Genomic DNA, 16,843 nt, shown 5'->3' with positions numbered 1-16,843 from the left:
GGTGAAAAGAAGTGGGTGAACAAAAAGGAGCGATTTTAATTATTGTAGTATGTCTTGTGATCTTTGGATTATGCGTAGGATTTGCAACAGGTGTGATACAACCATTATTAAATCAAATTGGTACAGGAATGAGCAACATGGTAAACAATGTATTTAAAGCTATTCCGACAGCTGGTAAGTAATTAGTTGTTTTAATATAGGATGTGAAACGAAACATGAAAGCAAAACATTGGCTAATGGCAATTGGTTTTTCGTTTCTTTTTGTTTTTAGTTTTTTTAGTAACCCTACATATGGGGCGGCATATTCGCCCTATCCTTCCCATAACGTTTCTCCTGGTGAACTGGGAGGAAAGGAACAGGCTTGGGAAAGTAGTAAAAAGTTAGTATACGATGTTTATAGTGGTGTTGATGGAAAACCTAGATGGCAAATCTCAAATAGGGATTACGGCCGAGGAACACAACCTTATTTAGAATTTACGGGTTGGAGTGCGCTAGTAGGTTATCATGAACACAATGCTTCCAATCAAGAAACGTATTTATGGGCTATAAATCAAAGAACTGGTAAAAGTTATATCTATCAGGCTGAAATGACTGATTTAGATGCCTCTAAAGACTTAGAGTACAACCGACAAAGCAATACAGGGGAAGTTTACAATGCATGTCCACAAGGTGCTTATAATAAAAGAAATGACGAGTGTAACATGTATTATCATAATGTTGGTTTTGTTGCACATATTCCTTTAAATGAACTATTTCCTAATGGAACTACAGAAGATTCATGGAATCTAAGAATTATTAAAAAGGTAGAAAATCGTGTTATTTGGGACGATTTAAAAGTACCATTTCAATTCAAGGATTTAGATTTCAGTCTTGGTAAAATTTCATTAGATTCTGGTTTGAATGCAGGGAACTTAGTTATGGCAAACGATGGAGTAGCAAGAAGGAATTATCCCCGTCAAACAGGTTGGTCTGGTGGAAGATACTATACTAACGGCCAAACTTATCAAAGGGTTGCGCAAAATGAAGCGAATACCGTTGTATGGTATGGAGTAAGCTCTCCAGAAGATTCAGGAGAAACAAGATGGGCTGGTAGTGCTTATTGGATATTTGGTGGTCAACCAGCTAAATTATCCTATAAAATTGGTCAAAAAACTTGTCCGGATGGTTCAATTGTAAACTTGGATCAAACTTGCTCTATTAAAGTGGATATAAAGCATGTAGATGCTAAGTCTAATAAAATTTTAAGAGAAGATCACCATAAGATTAAGATAGGTTCAGATTATAGTTATACTCCAGAAAATAAAGGAGTATTTAAGGATTCACAAAATAATCCTTATGTTGCTGCACCTCTAAACCAGCAATATAAAGGGAAAGCTCCAGAAAACAACCTGAATTTTACCTTTACGTATAAGAGTTCTCTATCTGATCCAACTAGGATTGTTGAAATGGAAGGTTCTACAGAAGGAATGACAAAAGGTGATTATTTATGGGAGCTTAGACGTGTAGATCCATCTAAACCGAGCCAAATATATGCAAGTAGTAAGTTTGAAATTACAGGTAAGCATTATTCGGTTAGAAATGTCTTAAATCGTATAAGTGCGAATGGTGTTTTTTCGGAGCAAAGTGATAAACCGATGGCACTTTTATTAGATCTGAAAAACCTACAAAATAAGAATATACAATATGATTCTTCTTATGAATATACAAACCATTACAGTGTGAATTATATGTGTAAAGATCAACAGGGTAGTGATTGCTTTGATTGGGTTTATAAGGATACAACAGCTGTATGGTCCGAACCATATAAAAAGGTATTTGATTTAGTTAAACATTATGGTGAAAACCTCCGACTTTTAGTAGATCCGAGTTTTGAAAAAATGTTCAATGTGACTGGCGCTAAAGATTTACAAAATATCACTGGCAATGGAGCGTCTGGTGAAAAAGGTGGCAATCTAATTGTAGGTAAAAAGAAAGCAATTGACATGAGTAAGGATAAAACTAAAGTAGTCTTTAATAAAAATTACTACGAAAGATTTAAACAAGCTGCAACTTCAAAGGCTAAAGATGACAATAGTTTACCTACGCAATCATGGATTGATATTTCACCAGGAACGATGGAATACGAAGTAGAATTACCTACTGATTCCCAAAAATCTAAATCTTTCATGTATCAACGTAAAAATGGAGCGAATAGCTATTATTATGCTGTTGATATTGATAAGAATTTAAGAAGTACATATCGAAATCAAAGCCCATATGCTTATACCAAGTATGCATTACCTCTTCAATTAGAGAATATGAAGGATAAGGGCTTAGTAAATGATACAAAACGTAGCTATACTTTAAATTGGACTTCTGATTATTTCTTTGTTGGAAAACAAACAGGATTTATTCAGCCGTTTCCTTATACAAAGTATTTACGTGATATGGAACAGGGAAAAGGAAAATTACCATCAGCCGATGAGATTAAGAATATTGTAAATCAAGAAGTTAAAAACAACTATGAACAGCAAACAGGACAGAAATTCAATGATACACTCTTACATGCAGATTCTAATAGTAAGGAAGGTTTGTATGGATCAAGAACAAACCTAAATCGTTACTACCTTCCTATTTCATCTGAAGCAGACTTAAAAGCCAAACAACCCTATGAAAATAAGATTTTGTTAGCAAATATGGGCTTAAATGATGCCACTTTAATATTTGGACAAAAATTTAATTTCGAGCGCTATTTAGTGGGGAGTGTCGTTGATGATGCTTATGTAGTAGAGCAGCATGATCCAACGGTAGATATTGCATCATATCCACATCAAGTGAATGTAAAGAATAATCAACAATCTAAGATTAATGCGATTACAAAGGATCACTCAGCAGCAAAATTGTTTGAGTTTAGAAAGACTGACACTTTAAGCTTGTATGATCAATTGAAGAAAGTAATTAATTTAGGTATATAACTGAATTTATGTGAGAAAGACCATTTTCTTTAGGAGAATGGTCTTTTTTTATGGATTCATTGAAAGGAGGTGATACGAGTGACGGAATATCAAGGCCATTCCACTCCAGTTCAAGAAGAAACACAGGGTGTAGTTGAAGCGCAGAGGGTAAAAAAGCCCAAAGTACAAAAACCACCAACATTTAAAAAGATGGAAACAGCTGTGAAAAATATTTTAGAAGCAAAGGGTATTAATTACTATGATTGGCTTCATGAAGCACATGAGAAGTTAGTTCAAGAAACAATGCTTGCAAATGTGGACTCAATTGGTTCACTAGTAAAATCTTAAAAAAGGGGTAGGAAAATTCTATGAATGAATTTATTTCAACGATTGGTAATTTTACAAACACAATTAAGCCAGTTGCTCCAGCGTTAGCAGGTTTAATTTTAGTTATTATTGGTATTATTTACATGGTTTCAAAAGATCCACAGCGAAAAGAACAATGTACTGGCTGGATGATCAATGTAGTAAAAGGATTTTGTATTGTATATCTTGGAATTGCTATTGTTTCTTGGTTATCAGGCCAAGTAGTAGGATTCGGTTGATAAAGAGGTCGTATGACCTCTTTATATTTTTTTTATATAAAAACGGGGGTGTCCAACTTATGTGTTTAGGAAATGGATTAAAAATTGATTTTTATCCCAATCATAGTATGGGAAATGGATTGATTGAAATTGTGGAAATTAAAGCAAGCGGTGAAGAAAAACCATATACATATCATTTGTGCAGTAATAAAGAGGCGCAAGAGTTTATTCGAAATGTCAGAGAAAAAAGAAGAAGCTTCTTGATTGCTGAAGATGGTGGGACAAAAAGCCTAGAATTACTTGTAGATGGAGAAGGAAATGTAACATTCAGATATCCAGTGTGGAATACTATTAAAGAAATAGAGACACGTTTATTAAGTCTACAATGTAAAGTTAAATTTACAATATCGCCAGGAGAGAATTTTAGAGAGTTAGTTGAAAAATACGTGGATACTGAATTTAATAGATTGTTTGGGGTAGAAGAATTTCTTTTCCGAGAACGAGAAATTGCGAAAGATAGTATTTTTGATTCTTATTTTAAGGATTTATATAAAGAAGATAACTTACAAGAGGATATTTACGATTTTCTCACATTAGAAGAATGGATGTATCAAAAAAATTTAATTAATGGGTATGAAAAGTAAAGGAGGGAGTGATCTTGAGAGAAATAATAATTAAATTCTCAACGGAAGGTGAACGTTTTAGAGAACTTGATGAATCAAAAAGCTACTTTTTACAAGAAGCTGAGGATATTATTTTTCAATTGCGGCATAAAGTAAAAAGCAGATCGCAAGAGGTTCAGCCGAAACGATTTGGATTATATTTAAACGGAAAGTTTCTGTTGGATTCTAAGATTTCCTTTTCTGATAAGAACTCAATAGAGCAACAAATTAAAGATACCTTTCAGCGTACCGATGTATGGACGGATGATATAAAAAAGCAATATATAAACATTCTAGGCGATTATGCAAAGGAAGAAAAACAAGCATTTCTCAATCAAGAATTTCGTTCGTTTATTTTTTTGAAGCGGGATTTATTTGAGAAAAAGGCAGATTTTTTATTTTCATTAAAACAATCAGAAAGGCTGTTCAAAAGCGTATATGCAAAGATTTCGAATGGTTTTTTTTCACAACTTGAGGATATTGTATCTTCTATGTTTGATTCTTATGAGTATATTGTACATTACTATGATTTACTAAATGGAAACTATGAGGAAGTTATAAAAAATAAAGAAGAATGGTTTGGAAGTGTAGAGAATTTCGAGAAATTTGTTCGGTTTGTAACCGCAAATTATTTTTCTATAAATCGTTCCAGATTAAAAGTAATACAAGCAAATAATCCAATATATCATTCATTTCAGGATTATTTATTTGAATGGCGTGCTAAAACTGATTTTCAAGAATCACTAAAAGTCCATGAGATTATTGATCAAAAATTACAAAATAAATGGACAGAAGTACTTCTTAATGGATCAACTTTTGTAAATGCCGAAAGTGTAGAAAAGTGGGTTGTTGAGAAGGTATTAAGGGAATTCTTTGAAGAAGAAGCAAAACGTGAAGGTTTATCAGAAGAGGAAAAACAATTTTGCGAAATAGCTGCTGGAACAGAGACTAGGTTTTAGGAGGTAATTCTTGGTGGCACGTTCAGAAGTAATAACTTATTCATATCAAAATGTAGAGGAAGCTTTAGCTGCTGTTAACGCTCAAGATCGTGGGCGTTATTTTTTATGCACTTGTCCAGAATGTAAGCAACCTGAAGCCTTTATTTATAAGAATAATCCCCAATTTTTACAATGTAACCGTGAAAATGTGTGTGGCTCATCTATTGTATTTGAATATGAAGAGAATAAAAAGGTGAATGATTGGAAAGGGAAACAAGATGTTAAAGATCCTGAGATCACACCAGAACAAAGAAAAGAAATAGATTTGGTAACAAAGTTATTAAAGCATATTCAATATAATACTGAAAATAAAAACCTTGAGAGTTTTAGGGGAATGAGCAGAAACACAACGGAAGCTTTTATTTTAGATTTGGAAAAAGAAAAACTTGTAAAGAAAATGTTCGAGATTGCTCCTAATATTTTTTATTCGAAGAAGACATTGCAGCAAGAGGGCAAAAAGATAAATTATGCTGCTATTCCAGATATGGTTAAAAGGAATATTGTTCTCCCAATCTATGGTGATAAAGGTATGATTGACAGAATCTTATTACGGTCAACTATTGATCCGAATGTATCTAAGAAAGAAATCCAATTGCAAGTAAATCCAAAATCAACTGCAAGGGATTATTTTAAAGATATTCCAGCAAAGGCAACACATATTGTAATTGGAGAATCTCCAATAGATGCATATTCCTTTCGTGAAATAGACTCCGATGTCGGTATATACGCTCTTACAGGATCACGAAAGTGGAGAAAGGTAATAGAAGATATAAAGAGTAATAAGGAAGCCTTACAAGATAAGGTATTTATTATAGCAACAGATAATGATAAAGCTGGTATTGAGGCTAATGAGAATATAAAGAAAGCATTGGAAGAAGAAAACTTAAATTATAGGTCATTTAAGTATCAATTAGAAGATATAAAAGATACAAATGAATATCTGCAAAAAAATAGGCTGGAATTTAAAAAAGCTTATGAAGCCATTAAAAATAATATATGGGACAAAAATTTAATAGATGCACCCATATTAGAGCAGAGATTAGTGATTAACCGTTTATATCGATCAGATCAAGAAAACATTGATCGTACGCAATTTAAAGTTAGTTATGAAGGATTAACACTTCATAACATTGCTATTGATACTCCACCAGGAATCGTGAATATTCCAGGAATAGAAACTAATAAATCGGTTGTAGAAGTAGGTAGAAGAATGGAAGGTTTTTTAAAACATATTGCTCAAAAAGCACCGAAAAATCAGGATTATCAAGATATAGTAATCCCTACTAAAAACAGTAAACCAGCAAAATTAAAGATGCTTTCTTATAAAAAAGAAAATGATATGACAAGGAAAGTATCGTTTCAGATAGGTGAGATTATCGTTAGGGATGCAGAGGTTAATTCTTTACCAGGTGGTGAAGATCCTATGGTTTTTTATCCTCGACATTCTAATAGAACTACTTTAGTAACGGGAACTGAGGAATTTAATAGGGATTTAATTAAATTTGTGAAGCAATATGAAAAAAATATGGATAAACAGCCAATAGTTAAACAACGCTTTAACAAAAGTAATTTGGAGCGTTAGACAGATAGGGGATGAAATATTATGTTAACGCCATTTAAATACTTTTTTGTAATCGTAAGTGTTGCATGTATTATTTTAGCAGCCTCCATATTTGGTTTGAATCAAAACAATAATACTAGGACCATTACAGAAGTAAAATCATTACTTTCAACAATGGCAGTGGGTCAATTAAGAGATTCTCAAAAAATTGAACAAGATCCAAAAGAACTAGTCGCTAATTTAGTATCGGAAGTGATTAAAGTTCAAAAGAATCATGGGAACGACATTCGAATTAGTTATGTATTTTTAAATCATGCTGAAAAACCAACCGAGAAGTCGCATGAAATTGAAAGTGTTCAATTTAAAATTGAGCAATTAAATGAAGATAAGGAAGTCCGTTCACAAGCCGAACAGAGATTATCTTTAAATAAGGTATCTAATTAGTAAGGCAGAAAGGAGTTGTGACATGGGGGAGCTGAAAGGTTTTATTCTTTCATTGCTTTTATTCATATCTATTTTCTTACCCTTTCAATTATTTTTAAGCATCCAATCTATTCACCAAAATGCTTTTATGAAAGTAACCACTGAGATTCAACAAATGGTTGATTCAGAAGGTGGCGTAACTCCAAAAATTCAAGGGGTAGCTAATAGATTACGTTCTAAAGGATATGAGCTGAATTTTAAAGATCAGAAGGGTTCTAATGTTTCTGGAAAACAGCCCGTTGGTACTGTTATCGAAATTCAATATCGTTACAAATATATAAATGTATATCGTGAGCAAACGCTAGAAACGTCCAATTATGTTTCAGTTTTAAGAAGATAGGAAAGGAGAGTGCTTGTGAAACAGTCAATAAATAAATTAGCCGAAACCAAAGTATTAATGCTTATTAGTATTTTGGTTTTATTTTTTAACTTTTTCTTTGCTAATTTCTTATTAGCATTTTTACAAAATATATTAGTTGTTTTTAAAGAATTTGCACATGAAAATATGCAAGCAATGGATCTATTCCATCTTTCTTGGGAAGATTGTTTCAATTTTCAAAGTGATATTATGACCTTCTATATAGGTGCATATGCACTTACCCTCTTTGGATTATTAAAATTTTGCTACAGTATGAAAACAAATTACGCAACAATGAATGAGAACCAGCATGGTAGTGCAGAGTTTGAAGAACCAAAAGAATTAATGAAACAATATAAAGTTGTACCAGGGAGTGACAAAGAGTACAAAGGGGGAAGTGGTGTAATTGTCTCTGCCCTCCAAAAAGGAAAGAAATATTTACTTATGCTAGATACTGGCCCAGTACATACAGCGGTTATTGGTATATCTCGATCAGGTAAAGGGGAACGATACGTTTTTCCAACAGTCGATGTAATTTCTCGTGCGGAAGAAAAAGATTCCATGATTGTTAATGATCCCAAGGGTGAAATTGCTGCGGCCAGCTATGAAACTTTGAAAAAGAGAGGTTATGAAGTCTATATTTACAACTTAATGCAACAAAAGAAATCAATGGGATTCAATCCGCTTCAATTGGTTATAGAAGCATATAAAAAAGGAGATACTGCTTTAGCTCAACAGTATGCCAATAGTGTGACATTTTCCTTGTATCAAGATCCAAATGCTAAAGATCCATTTTGGAATAACTCTTCAATATCTCTAGTAACAGCTATTATTTTAGCTATTACAGCCGATTCTTTAAAAGTTGGAAAAGAAGAAAGAGTAAATATGTATTCTGTAGCCAACTTCCTTGCGACAAAAGGAAGTGATAATAATGAGGAAACAGGAGAAAATGCACTAGATATGTTTTTCCAAGCAAGAGATGAAAATGATCCAGCTCGTATGATGTACGCAACGAGTAACTTTGCCGCCGGTAATACACGTTCTGGTATTTTTAGTAATGCAATGGCTAAACTACAAATTTTCACATTAACGCCAAATGCTAAGTTAACATCGTATAATTCGTTAGATTTAACAAAGGTTGGATTTGGTGAAAAACCAGTAGCGATTTTTATGGTAACGCCTGATTTTGATAAATCAAACCATGTATTGGCTTCAATTTTTGTAAGCCAAGCCTATCGTGTCAATGCTGAAAAAGCAACAATGAGTGCAAGTGGAAAAATGAAAAGAAAAGTGCAGGTATTACTCGATGAATTCGGGAATATGCCAGCCATTGATGGTATGGACGGTATGATTACGGTTGGTGCTGGTAAAGGATTCCGCTTCCATTTAGTTTTACAAGCATATTCACAGGTCAAGAGTTTATATGGGGATGAAGCTGACACAATTATTGGTAACTGTTCGAACCAAATTTATATCTTAACGATGGATAAATCTACAGCGGAGCACTATGCTGCCTTAATAGGGAAACAAACGATTCAAGACTACACTCGAAGTGGTAAATTCTTATCTACGGATAAGAGTACAAGTGAAAGTACAAAAGAACGTTATCTATTGATGCCAGATGAATTAATGCGATTACAGGAGGGTGAAAGTGTAGTCGTACGTGTAAATAAAAGGCAAGATAATAAGTTTGGAAAGATTGTACCAAAGCCAATTTATAATCGTAATGAAACGGCTGCTAAGGCTCGTTACGAGTATTTAAGTCATGATTTTGATAATTCAAAGTCAGTATTGAATTTACCAATTATTTCAGAACATGAAAATATCATTTTAGAAAATATCGTATATACTGCAAAATCGGAGACTGATAGTTATGTATTAATGAAAGATTTAATGCCGAAAGATGCCATTTTAGAGATAAAAGACACGATTAGGACGGAATTAGGAGATTATATTCATGATAGAGCTGATATAGCTTTAAATATTGTAGAAACTCATTTTGATGAGTTTACATTCCAACAATGTTTATCGTTCATTGTATATGCCTCCTACTTATCTTTAAAAACAAAAGTAGAATTAGTGGGTCAATTGAATGAGTATTTACCTAAATCGGTAATTGAATTATGGCGTGAAAGAGCAAAAGAATCTGATTGTTATGAGCCTACAGAGGAAGAAGCGTTTCTTCAGGTAGAACAATTTGCAGAAGATGAAGAACGTGAAGAAAACGGAGGACATGCAGAGTATGACGAAATTGATGTAAGAGATCAGTGGGCTGCTGTTGCAAATGATGGCTGGGATAGTGTTAAAAACGATGATTAATATAAATGGGGGGTATTAAAATGATTACTAGGGACCAATTAGAAAAAGAACATATACAACAAGCAATTTATAAATTCGCTTTGGATGTTACGAAAAGAGATCACTTAGAATTTACAAAAGGCCAATTTGTATTAAATAAAACTAACAGTAAGTATACGGAATTTGAGCTGAAATCCAATGACCTTAGTAAATGGGGACAAGGAAATGTAATTGTTCAAGTCAATCATAAAACAGAAAACGTAGAAATTTTCGCACAAGAAATAGACAGAAATAATTTGTACAAGAAAGATAAAACTTATGTGTGGGAAGAAAAATTAAGTGAAATTCTAAAAGAATATGGTTTAAGTAAAGAAGATTATAAAGAAACCTTCAAAAAAGAAGCTTTAGATGAAATTAATGAGGAAATTGAACAAGATCAATATAAAGAATTTTTTAAAGGGCAGGTATTAAATAATATAGAAGAAAAAGAAACCGCTAAAGAGAAGTGGCAGTATAAAGAGCGTTTCAAGGCTGGAGTTCTAAAATTACTTAATGTAGAACCTAAAGAGCCTATGAAACATGTGAAAAAAGAAGATGATAAAGCCAATCATGATAAAAATGTAAAAGCAATGAAAGAATTTGAGAAATCCCATTCTGTTGAAACAATATATCAACTTAGAAAAGAAGCATTTAAAGAGTTAAAAGAGCTGGATCTAACAGAATCTCAAAAAGAAAAATTAATAAAGTTAGAGAAAAATTTAGATAAACAAAAACAAGAGTATGATAAAAAGGTAAATAAAACTAACTCTAATAAAGAAACTAATGAAAAGAAAAATGAGAAACAGAAGAAAAAAGGTGCAGAAATGGAGAGATAGGAAGGGATAATTCCCTTCCTTTTATTATTTATGGATTAAAAGGAGTGATGGAAGATGTTTGGGGAAGTTTTGCGTGAAAAACATTTAGAAATGTATTTAGAATACTTTAATTTAAATAAAAAAGCATATCAGATTACAAAGTGGATATTAACTGTAGTGGTTTTTATGATTTATACATTAGTTGTAATGCTTACAAAGAAATATGTATTTTTCTTAGGGTTACCAGTAGTTGTGATTGCTGCTAATAAATATAACTATTTTAATTTAGTGCTGCGTAACATAAATGCCAATATAGAGAAAACTTTTTTATTTCCAGAGTTTTTGAGATATTTTTTAGGCTCAATTGGTACGGCTGGAAATGTTTATACAACATTAAAAGAAACAGTTCCATATTTAAAAGGACCAATGCAGGCACAATTAAATTTATTAGTTGAAAAAATCGAAAAGAGTAATGAGCGTGAGCATTATATTGAATTTGCTGACTTTGTTGGAACAAGTGAAGCAAATATGGTTATGAGTATTATTTATGAATTTAGTGAGTATGGGGTAAAGAAAGAAGCTTTACAGGAGTTAGAAAGGTTCATTGATCGGATTCAAGAAAATAAAGTTAATGAGCTAGTTGATAAAAAGGTAGAAGCAATGGATGTATTTTCAGTACCAGCACTATTTTTAGCTGTAGGCTTTGTTGCTGGATTTGCAGGGATAATTTTTATCTATTATATGAATCAAATTTCAAATGCCATAACATTTTAATTGAAGGGAAATGAGAATTATGAATATCGAAATGCAAAAACAACAAAGAGTAGAAAAAATTTTAGCAGAAAGTTTTTTAAAGGCGTATCTGAAAGATAATGATATTACGGATATGAAATGGAATGGTTCTTTCTTAGTAATAGAGAATCGAATGACTGGAAGATATAGACCTAAAGAACAACCAAAGCCAGAAGAAGTAAAAAGTTTGATAAAACAAATTGCTGATACTCAAGGTGATGAATTTACAGAAAGTAATCCAATATTAGATACTGCCTTTGGGAATTTGCGAGTGAATGCAATACATCCAGTTTGTGCAGATGGTGGCACATTCGCTATACGTGTGAGTAAACCACAACTAGCTATTTCTGATCTGTCAGGCTTAGTAAATAAAGAAGTAGCGGTTCTCTTGGATTTATTAATGAAAGCAAAAGCTAATTTAACAATAAGTGGTGCAACAGGCACAGGAAAAACAGAATTACTGAAACTATTAGTAGGTTTTATGGATGATAATGATGCAATTTTTTTAATTGAGGATACACCAGATAGTCACTTGAAAAAATTGTACCCTCATAAGGACATTAGTAGTTTAAAAACCCTAACAGGTGATGATAGGGAGAAACAGATTGATACATGGGATTTAAATAGAGCCGGTCTACGTAATAATCCAGATTGGATTTGTATTTCAGAAACACGAGGAAAAGAAGCGGCAGGGATTTTAGATAATGCGAAAACAAATCATTCTGTAATTACAAGTGTTCATGCTAAGAGTGCAAAGACTATTCCTAGAAGATATATTCCTATGATGAAGCAAGCTCCATCATATGCTAACTCAGATGATATTACCATTTTAAGAGACATAATAGAATTGTTACCATATGGTATTCAAATGAGAAAAGAGCATGTTAATGGGGAAGTTATACGTGACATAAAAGAATTTGTAGAGTTTATCGATTATAACAGTGAGTCTGGTCTTGTGTATCAAACTATTTATGAAAAAGAAAATGATTGGAATGCAGAATTAGAAAAATATGAAACAATTGAAAAAATGCAGCCTGTTTCAGAACGAACAATCAAACTGTTAAAAGATGCAAAGATCTATCATTTACTTCCAGATGTATTTAAAGGAGAAGAGAAGTAAATTGAAAAATAGGAGTTTCTTGCAAGTTTCACGAAATTTTTCTGCAAGTTTATTGATAGAATAGGGATAAAAAAAGCTGATAACATGTTAATATCAAATAATTTAGGTGGGATAAATGATGAAAAAATTGGTTTTCATGTTATCAGCTATTATTGTAGTTTTTGGTGCTTTTATGGCTTTTGATACATATAGAAGTTCACAAAAAGAAAAAGTAAGTCCATACGGAAATAAAAAAGTATCTATGCAAACTTTAGAGCAAGCAGAGAAAGATCCGTTTTACCAAAATATAATTATGCCAGCCCAATTGAAGGAAAATCAGAAAGTTGGCCAGAATGAAGTGGTATATTTTTTTAGTCCAGTATGCTCATATTGTGAAGCGCTAGAGCCTAATTTAAAGGAGGCGGCAACAAAATACTCTAAACTTAAATTTAGCTTATATAATGCTTATGAGTTTAAAGAAGGATGGCGTGATTATGACCTACAGGGAACGCCTACATTGATTCATTTTAAGGATGGTAAAGAGGTAAATAGATTAGTAGGCTACCAACCTAAAGAGGTTGTAAATCAGTTCTTTAATGCAATTAATTGAGAATAAGTCTAGTACATGCAGCTGTAAATTTAGTAAACTATACTTATATGGATTTATAAATATACAGTTGGAGTGATGGAGTTGAAAATCTTAAAATTAAATTGGATTATTGCACTAGTAATTCTATCTATAATGGTTGTAAGTGGCTGTTCTAAAGATACAGATGGAATAAGTAGTGGATCTAATAAGAATGAGAAGTCTGTTAGCGCTGGAGTAGTGGAAATTTCATATGATGAATTAATGAAATTAGTTAAAAAAGAAGAGCCTGTATTTGTAATGATGGCTCATAATAGAGATCTTCAAAATTCAAATGCAAAACAAGTTTTAGATTATGATGCAAAACAATTGGATAAAAAAGTGTATCTCTTTTCTTGGGAAGATGCGCCAAAAGATTTAAGCTGGAATCCAAATGTAGCAAGTAAAACAAGAGACGAATTTGAGAGTATAGGTATAACTGAACCAAAAAGTAGGTATTCAGTTTTTAAGGATGGGAAAGAAGTTAATGGTTCAGGAACTAATTTTAGTGGAAATACGAGAGCTTTTGAAAAAAGAGAATTTAGCAACACAATTAAAAAGGCAATAGATAAATAATTATTTTGAGAACTTATTCTAAAGAATAGGTTCTTTTTTTATTAAAGGAGGTTTATAAAAGTGGAAAAATCGAAAAAGAAAAAATTATCTTTGTGGCAAGAAGCAAGGTTGCTATTTAGTGGATGGTCGATAGTAGGATGGTTAGCATTTTTATTTATTATGCATACAGGGTATGTATACATAATTTTGAAGGATATTCCTATAAGTATAATTGCAGGTAGTTTGGGTTCAGTGATATGGTTCTTTGCCTTTACTGTTGCAAATAAGAAAGTTAAAGTTTATCAATTTCAATTAAATGAACTATTAAAGTATGCAACTAATATGACTTTTTTTATGCAGTCAGGGAAAAATCTATATTATAGCTTAATAGAAACAAAGAAAACATTGGATATTTCTATTCAAAAAGAAATTGATAAAACACTAGCTAAACTGGAAGAAGAGGCGAAATTAGATACCCACCATTTCGAGAAGTATGATTTTCCAGCTTTAAACCAATTTCATAAAATTTTAAAGATTAAAGATGAAAAAGGTGGTTCAGCACGAGAAATGTTTGGTCCAGTTCTTAAAAGTATGAACTTTGAAATTTCAAAGCGTGATGATCTACATCGTAAGAAGAAAGGTAAAGCAAAAACAATCTATATGATTATTGGCATGGTTGGCGCAATGCCAGTTATGCTCGATTTAATGACACCTAATATATATGAACAATTTTTATCAGTGAAAGGACCAGCTACTATACTGCTCCTTCTTTTTTATATAGTAATACTTTTCACTTGTAAGTTCGCACAAAAGAAAAAAAATGATATTTCAATTCGATTATAGATAGAGGTGAATGAATTGACTAAGGAAGAAATACTAATTCAATATCAAGATATATTAGACTTGAACGGGATTGCGAGTAATATATTTCGTTGGTTAGGTCAGTGGCTTTTATGGGGACTTCTTTATATAAATGAAATTGTAGAAAAGGTAGTAATACAAGTTATTACGAGTAATGATTTCTTTCAATATTCGGAAATAAATAATCTTAGGAACGAATTGAGTTTAGTAGTATGGGCAATTTTGACTGTTACCATAATAGCAGTTGGTTACCAACTGATGTTTAATAAAATAGAAAAAAGAACGAACGTTATATTAAATGGATTACTTTCAATATTATTTCTTGTGGGTGGTCCAATTTTAATGGACAACCTAAATAAAATTGCAAGTGCTGGTGTAAAAGACCTACATGGGACACCAGGTTCGTTAGGTGCAAGTATTGTTAAAAGTAATTTAGCAGATCTTAACTTTTATGCTAAGACGGATTTTAAATTGGCCGATCCAGAGGGAAAAAGAATTAATGGTATCTCCGAAAAAAATATTAAACATATTGATTTTAATGAAACAGTAGATGCGGATTTAGCGAGCGGTGAGGCAGAAGATGCCTTAAACCGCAAGTTAGTTCTCTCATATGATAATAAACTTGAAACAGAAAAGCTAGATAATGGATGGTTTGATGTGTTCAAAGAAGCTTACTATAGATGGAGCTTAAATTGGGGATCGGTGTTACTCTCACTCACTGTTACTGCTTTTGCATTACTAATTAGTATAGTAAAGGTTGGACGAATTATCTATGAATTGGCTTTTCATAATATATTTGGAGCACTAGTAGCTGCAACTGATATTAGCAGCGGTCAAAGATTAAAAAAGATAATAAATGAAATTTTTAGCTGCTATGCAGTCATTTTTTGTATGGCTTTACTTTTAAAAATTTATTCCCTTTATATAGGGTGGCTGGCTACAAAAGATTTTGGCTTTATGGGTTGGGGGAACGCACTACTTCTTCTTGCTGGATCTTGGGCTGTAATAGATGGGCCAAATATTGTTGAACGTATACTTGGCATTGATGCAGGCTTACAAAGTGGTTGGAAGACCATGATGGGCGGCATGATGGCTGCAAAGGCTGGATTTGATGCTGCAAAAGCGACAGGGAAAATGATGAAAAAAGGTGCAACAGGAACAGCAGGTATGATTAATAAGCTTAGAGGGAAAGAAGAGCCAGCAGGTCCACGGATGCCAGGTGTTGGAGATAATGATTTAAACAACTTTGATACGCAGAATGATAATGATAATGGTGATGATGATGACGGTGACGGTCCTCCACCTCCTGGCGGTGGAGGCGATATTGATCATTCTGATGATTCAGAAGAGAAAGATAAGAAAACTCAAAAAGGTCGAGGCGGTGCAGAGGCAATACCAGGTACATCATCAATCGGCAGTGGAAATAATAAAGAAGTAAAAGGGAAGGATGCTTCCGGCGTTAATCCTGGTGGATTTTCAACAAGTGAGGAATCGTTATTTAATGGAGGGAAGTCTAATATTCCATTACCAATACCGGTTAAATCAAATATAAGTTCACAATCAGCAGGATCAAAGGCAGGAGTTAAGAAACCTGCAAAGAATGGTGAAAAATCAACTGATAAGATTACACCAATGAAAAATCAATATGATGGACCGATAGGACCACATCCAGCAGGACCAAAAGCAGGAGTTGGTCAGCCTACAATGAACGGAGAAAAAACGGGGGATAAGATAACTCCAATGGAAAATCAATATGATGGACCGATAGGACCACATCCAGCAGGACCAAAAGCAGGAGTTGGTCAGTCTACAATGAATGGAGAGAAAACAGAAAATAAGATAACCCCAATGGAAAATCAATATGATGGACCGATAGGACCACATCCAGCAGGACCAAAAGCAGGAGTTGGCCAGTCTACAATGAACGGAGAAAAAACGGAAGATAAGATAACTCCAGTGGAAAATCAATATGATGGACCAATAGGTCCACATGCAGTAGGACCGAAAAGAAATGAATCGCAACCAGCGATTCCAGCAATGGGAAAAGGAGCTGTGAACGGATCAAAAGCAAATCCAACACAACCAGCGATTCCATCAGCGGAACAAGGAGCTGTGAACGGACCAAAAATAAATCCAACACAACCAGCGATTCCATCAACGGAACAAGGAGCTGTGAACGG

At 33.1% G+C, this 16,843-nt stretch carries 17 protein-coding genes; all 17 read left to right on the top strand.

What is annotated here, in order from left to right:
* Window positions 1–11: 11 nt before the first annotated feature.
* Window positions 12–182 carry a hypothetical protein gene (locus tag ACTFN4_RS30000; protein WP_000504461.1) on the top strand — a complete coding sequence of 57 codons (171 nt, stop codon included), beginning with the start codon at window positions 12–14 and terminating at the stop codon, window positions 180–182.
* A 21-nt stretch (window positions 183–203) separates the two neighbouring features.
* The gene (locus tag ACTFN4_RS29995) at window positions 204–2,954 is read left to right on the top strand and encodes a hypothetical protein (RefSeq protein WP_439963323.1); all 2,751 of its coding nucleotides are present in this window, start codon (window positions 204–206) and stop codon (window positions 2,952–2,954) included.
* A 78-nt stretch (window positions 2,955–3,032) separates the two neighbouring features.
* Entirely contained in the window at window positions 3,033–3,281 is a 249-nt protein-coding gene (locus ACTFN4_RS29990) for a hypothetical protein (RefSeq protein WP_439963322.1), read from the top strand.
* A 20-nt stretch (window positions 3,282–3,301) separates the two neighbouring features.
* Window positions 3,302–3,538: a pilin gene (locus ACTFN4_RS29985; RefSeq protein WP_001001740.1), complete on the top strand. Its 237-nt coding sequence runs from the start codon at window positions 3,302–3,304 to the stop codon at window positions 3,536–3,538.
* 59 nt (window positions 3,539–3,597) lie between these two features.
* Window positions 3,598–4,161, top strand: coding sequence for a hypothetical protein (locus ACTFN4_RS29980; protein ID WP_439963321.1), 564 nt, complete (start codon window positions 3,598–3,600; stop codon window positions 4,159–4,161).
* Window positions 4,162–4,175: 14 nt separating this feature from the next.
* Entirely contained in the window at window positions 4,176–5,138 is a 963-nt protein-coding gene (locus tag ACTFN4_RS29975) for a hypothetical protein (RefSeq protein ID WP_439963320.1), read from the top strand.
* Between the two features lie 13 nt (window positions 5,139–5,151).
* Window positions 5,152–6,759: a toprim domain-containing protein gene (locus ACTFN4_RS29970; RefSeq protein WP_439963319.1), complete on the top strand. Its 1,608-nt coding sequence runs from the start codon at window positions 5,152–5,154 to the stop codon at window positions 6,757–6,759.
* A gap of 21 nt (window positions 6,760–6,780) precedes the next feature.
* Window positions 6,781–7,182: a hypothetical protein gene (locus tag ACTFN4_RS29965; RefSeq protein WP_000957297.1), complete on the top strand. Its 402-nt coding sequence runs from the start codon at window positions 6,781–6,783 to the stop codon at window positions 7,180–7,182.
* Between the two features lie 22 nt (window positions 7,183–7,204).
* The gene (locus ACTFN4_RS29960; RefSeq protein ID WP_000504256.1) at window positions 7,205–7,561 is read left to right on the top strand and encodes a hypothetical protein; all 357 of its coding nucleotides are present in this window, start codon (window positions 7,205–7,207) and stop codon (window positions 7,559–7,561) included.
* Window positions 7,562–7,576: 15 nt separating this feature from the next.
* On the top strand, window positions 7,577–9,898 hold the full coding sequence (locus ACTFN4_RS29955; protein WP_439963318.1) for a VirD4-like conjugal transfer protein, CD1115 family: 2,322 nt from the start codon (window positions 7,577–7,579) through the stop codon (window positions 9,896–9,898).
* Between the two features lie 20 nt (window positions 9,899–9,918).
* Window positions 9,919–10,752: a hypothetical protein gene (locus tag ACTFN4_RS29950; RefSeq protein WP_439963317.1), complete on the top strand. Its 834-nt coding sequence runs from the start codon at window positions 9,919–9,921 to the stop codon at window positions 10,750–10,752.
* A 54-nt stretch (window positions 10,753–10,806) separates the two neighbouring features.
* The gene (locus tag ACTFN4_RS29945; protein ID WP_079004721.1) at window positions 10,807–11,505 is read left to right on the top strand and encodes a flagellar assembly protein FlaJ; all 699 of its coding nucleotides are present in this window, start codon (window positions 10,807–10,809) and stop codon (window positions 11,503–11,505) included.
* A 19-nt stretch (window positions 11,506–11,524) separates the two neighbouring features.
* Window positions 11,525–12,643: an ATPase, T2SS/T4P/T4SS family gene (locus ACTFN4_RS29940; protein WP_439963316.1), complete on the top strand. Its 1,119-nt coding sequence runs from the start codon at window positions 11,525–11,527 to the stop codon at window positions 12,641–12,643.
* 118 nt (window positions 12,644–12,761) lie between these two features.
* A complete protein-coding gene (locus tag ACTFN4_RS29935) occupies window positions 12,762–13,232 on the top strand; it encodes a thioredoxin family protein (protein WP_439963315.1) in 471 nt (156 codons plus the stop codon).
* Window positions 13,233–13,313: 81 nt separating this feature from the next.
* Complete coding sequence (locus ACTFN4_RS29930; RefSeq protein ID WP_062804440.1) at window positions 13,314–13,823, top strand: hypothetical protein; 510 nt, start codon at window positions 13,314–13,316, stop codon at window positions 13,821–13,823.
* A gap of 60 nt (window positions 13,824–13,883) precedes the next feature.
* Window positions 13,884–14,645, top strand: a complete 762-nt coding sequence (locus tag ACTFN4_RS29925) for a hypothetical protein (RefSeq protein WP_439963313.1) — start codon at window positions 13,884–13,886, stop codon at window positions 14,643–14,645.
* Window positions 14,646–14,660: 15 nt separating this feature from the next.
* Window positions 14,661–16,843, top strand: a 2,183-nt coding sequence (locus tag ACTFN4_RS29920; protein ID WP_439963312.1) for a pLS20_p028 family conjugation system transmembrane protein, incomplete at its 3' end; no start/stop codon positions are given.

Origin of the sequence: Bacillus cereus group sp. MYBK95-2 (genome assembly GCF_051915225.1) — a bacterium.
GTDB lineage: Bacteria > Bacillota > Bacilli > Bacillales > Bacillaceae_G > Bacillus_A > Bacillus_A cereus.
The sequence above is the reverse complement of the archived record's forward strand: the minus strand, read 5'-3'. Positions and strand labels throughout refer to the sequence as shown.

Bases quoted from the DNA above. Each gene is read 5' to 3' on its own strand.
- ACTFN4_RS29985 (WP_001001740.1), top strand. From the start codon at position 3,302: ATGAATGAATTTATTTCAACGATTGGTAATTTTACAAACACAATTAAG.
- ACTFN4_RS29965 (WP_000957297.1), top strand. From the start codon at position 6,781: ATGTTAACGCCATTTAAATACTTTTTTGTAATCGTAAGTGTTGCATGT.
- ACTFN4_RS29945 (WP_079004721.1), top strand. From the start codon at position 10,807: ATGTTTGGGGAAGTTTTGCGTGAAAAACATTTAGAAATGTATTTAGAA.
- ACTFN4_RS29960 (WP_000504256.1), top strand. From the start codon at position 7,205: ATGGGGGAGCTGAAAGGTTTTATTCTTTCATTGCTTTTATTCATATCT.
- ACTFN4_RS29980 (WP_439963321.1), top strand. From the start codon at position 3,598: ATGTGTTTAGGAAATGGATTAAAAATTGATTTTTATCCCAATCATAGT.
- ACTFN4_RS29950 (WP_439963317.1), top strand. From the start codon at position 9,919: ATGATTACTAGGGACCAATTAGAAAAAGAACATATACAACAAGCAATT.
- ACTFN4_RS29940 (WP_439963316.1), top strand. From the start codon at position 11,525: ATGAATATCGAAATGCAAAAACAACAAAGAGTAGAAAAAATTTTAGCA.
- ACTFN4_RS29935 (WP_439963315.1), top strand. From the start codon at position 12,762: ATGAAAAAATTGGTTTTCATGTTATCAGCTATTATTGTAGTTTTTGGT.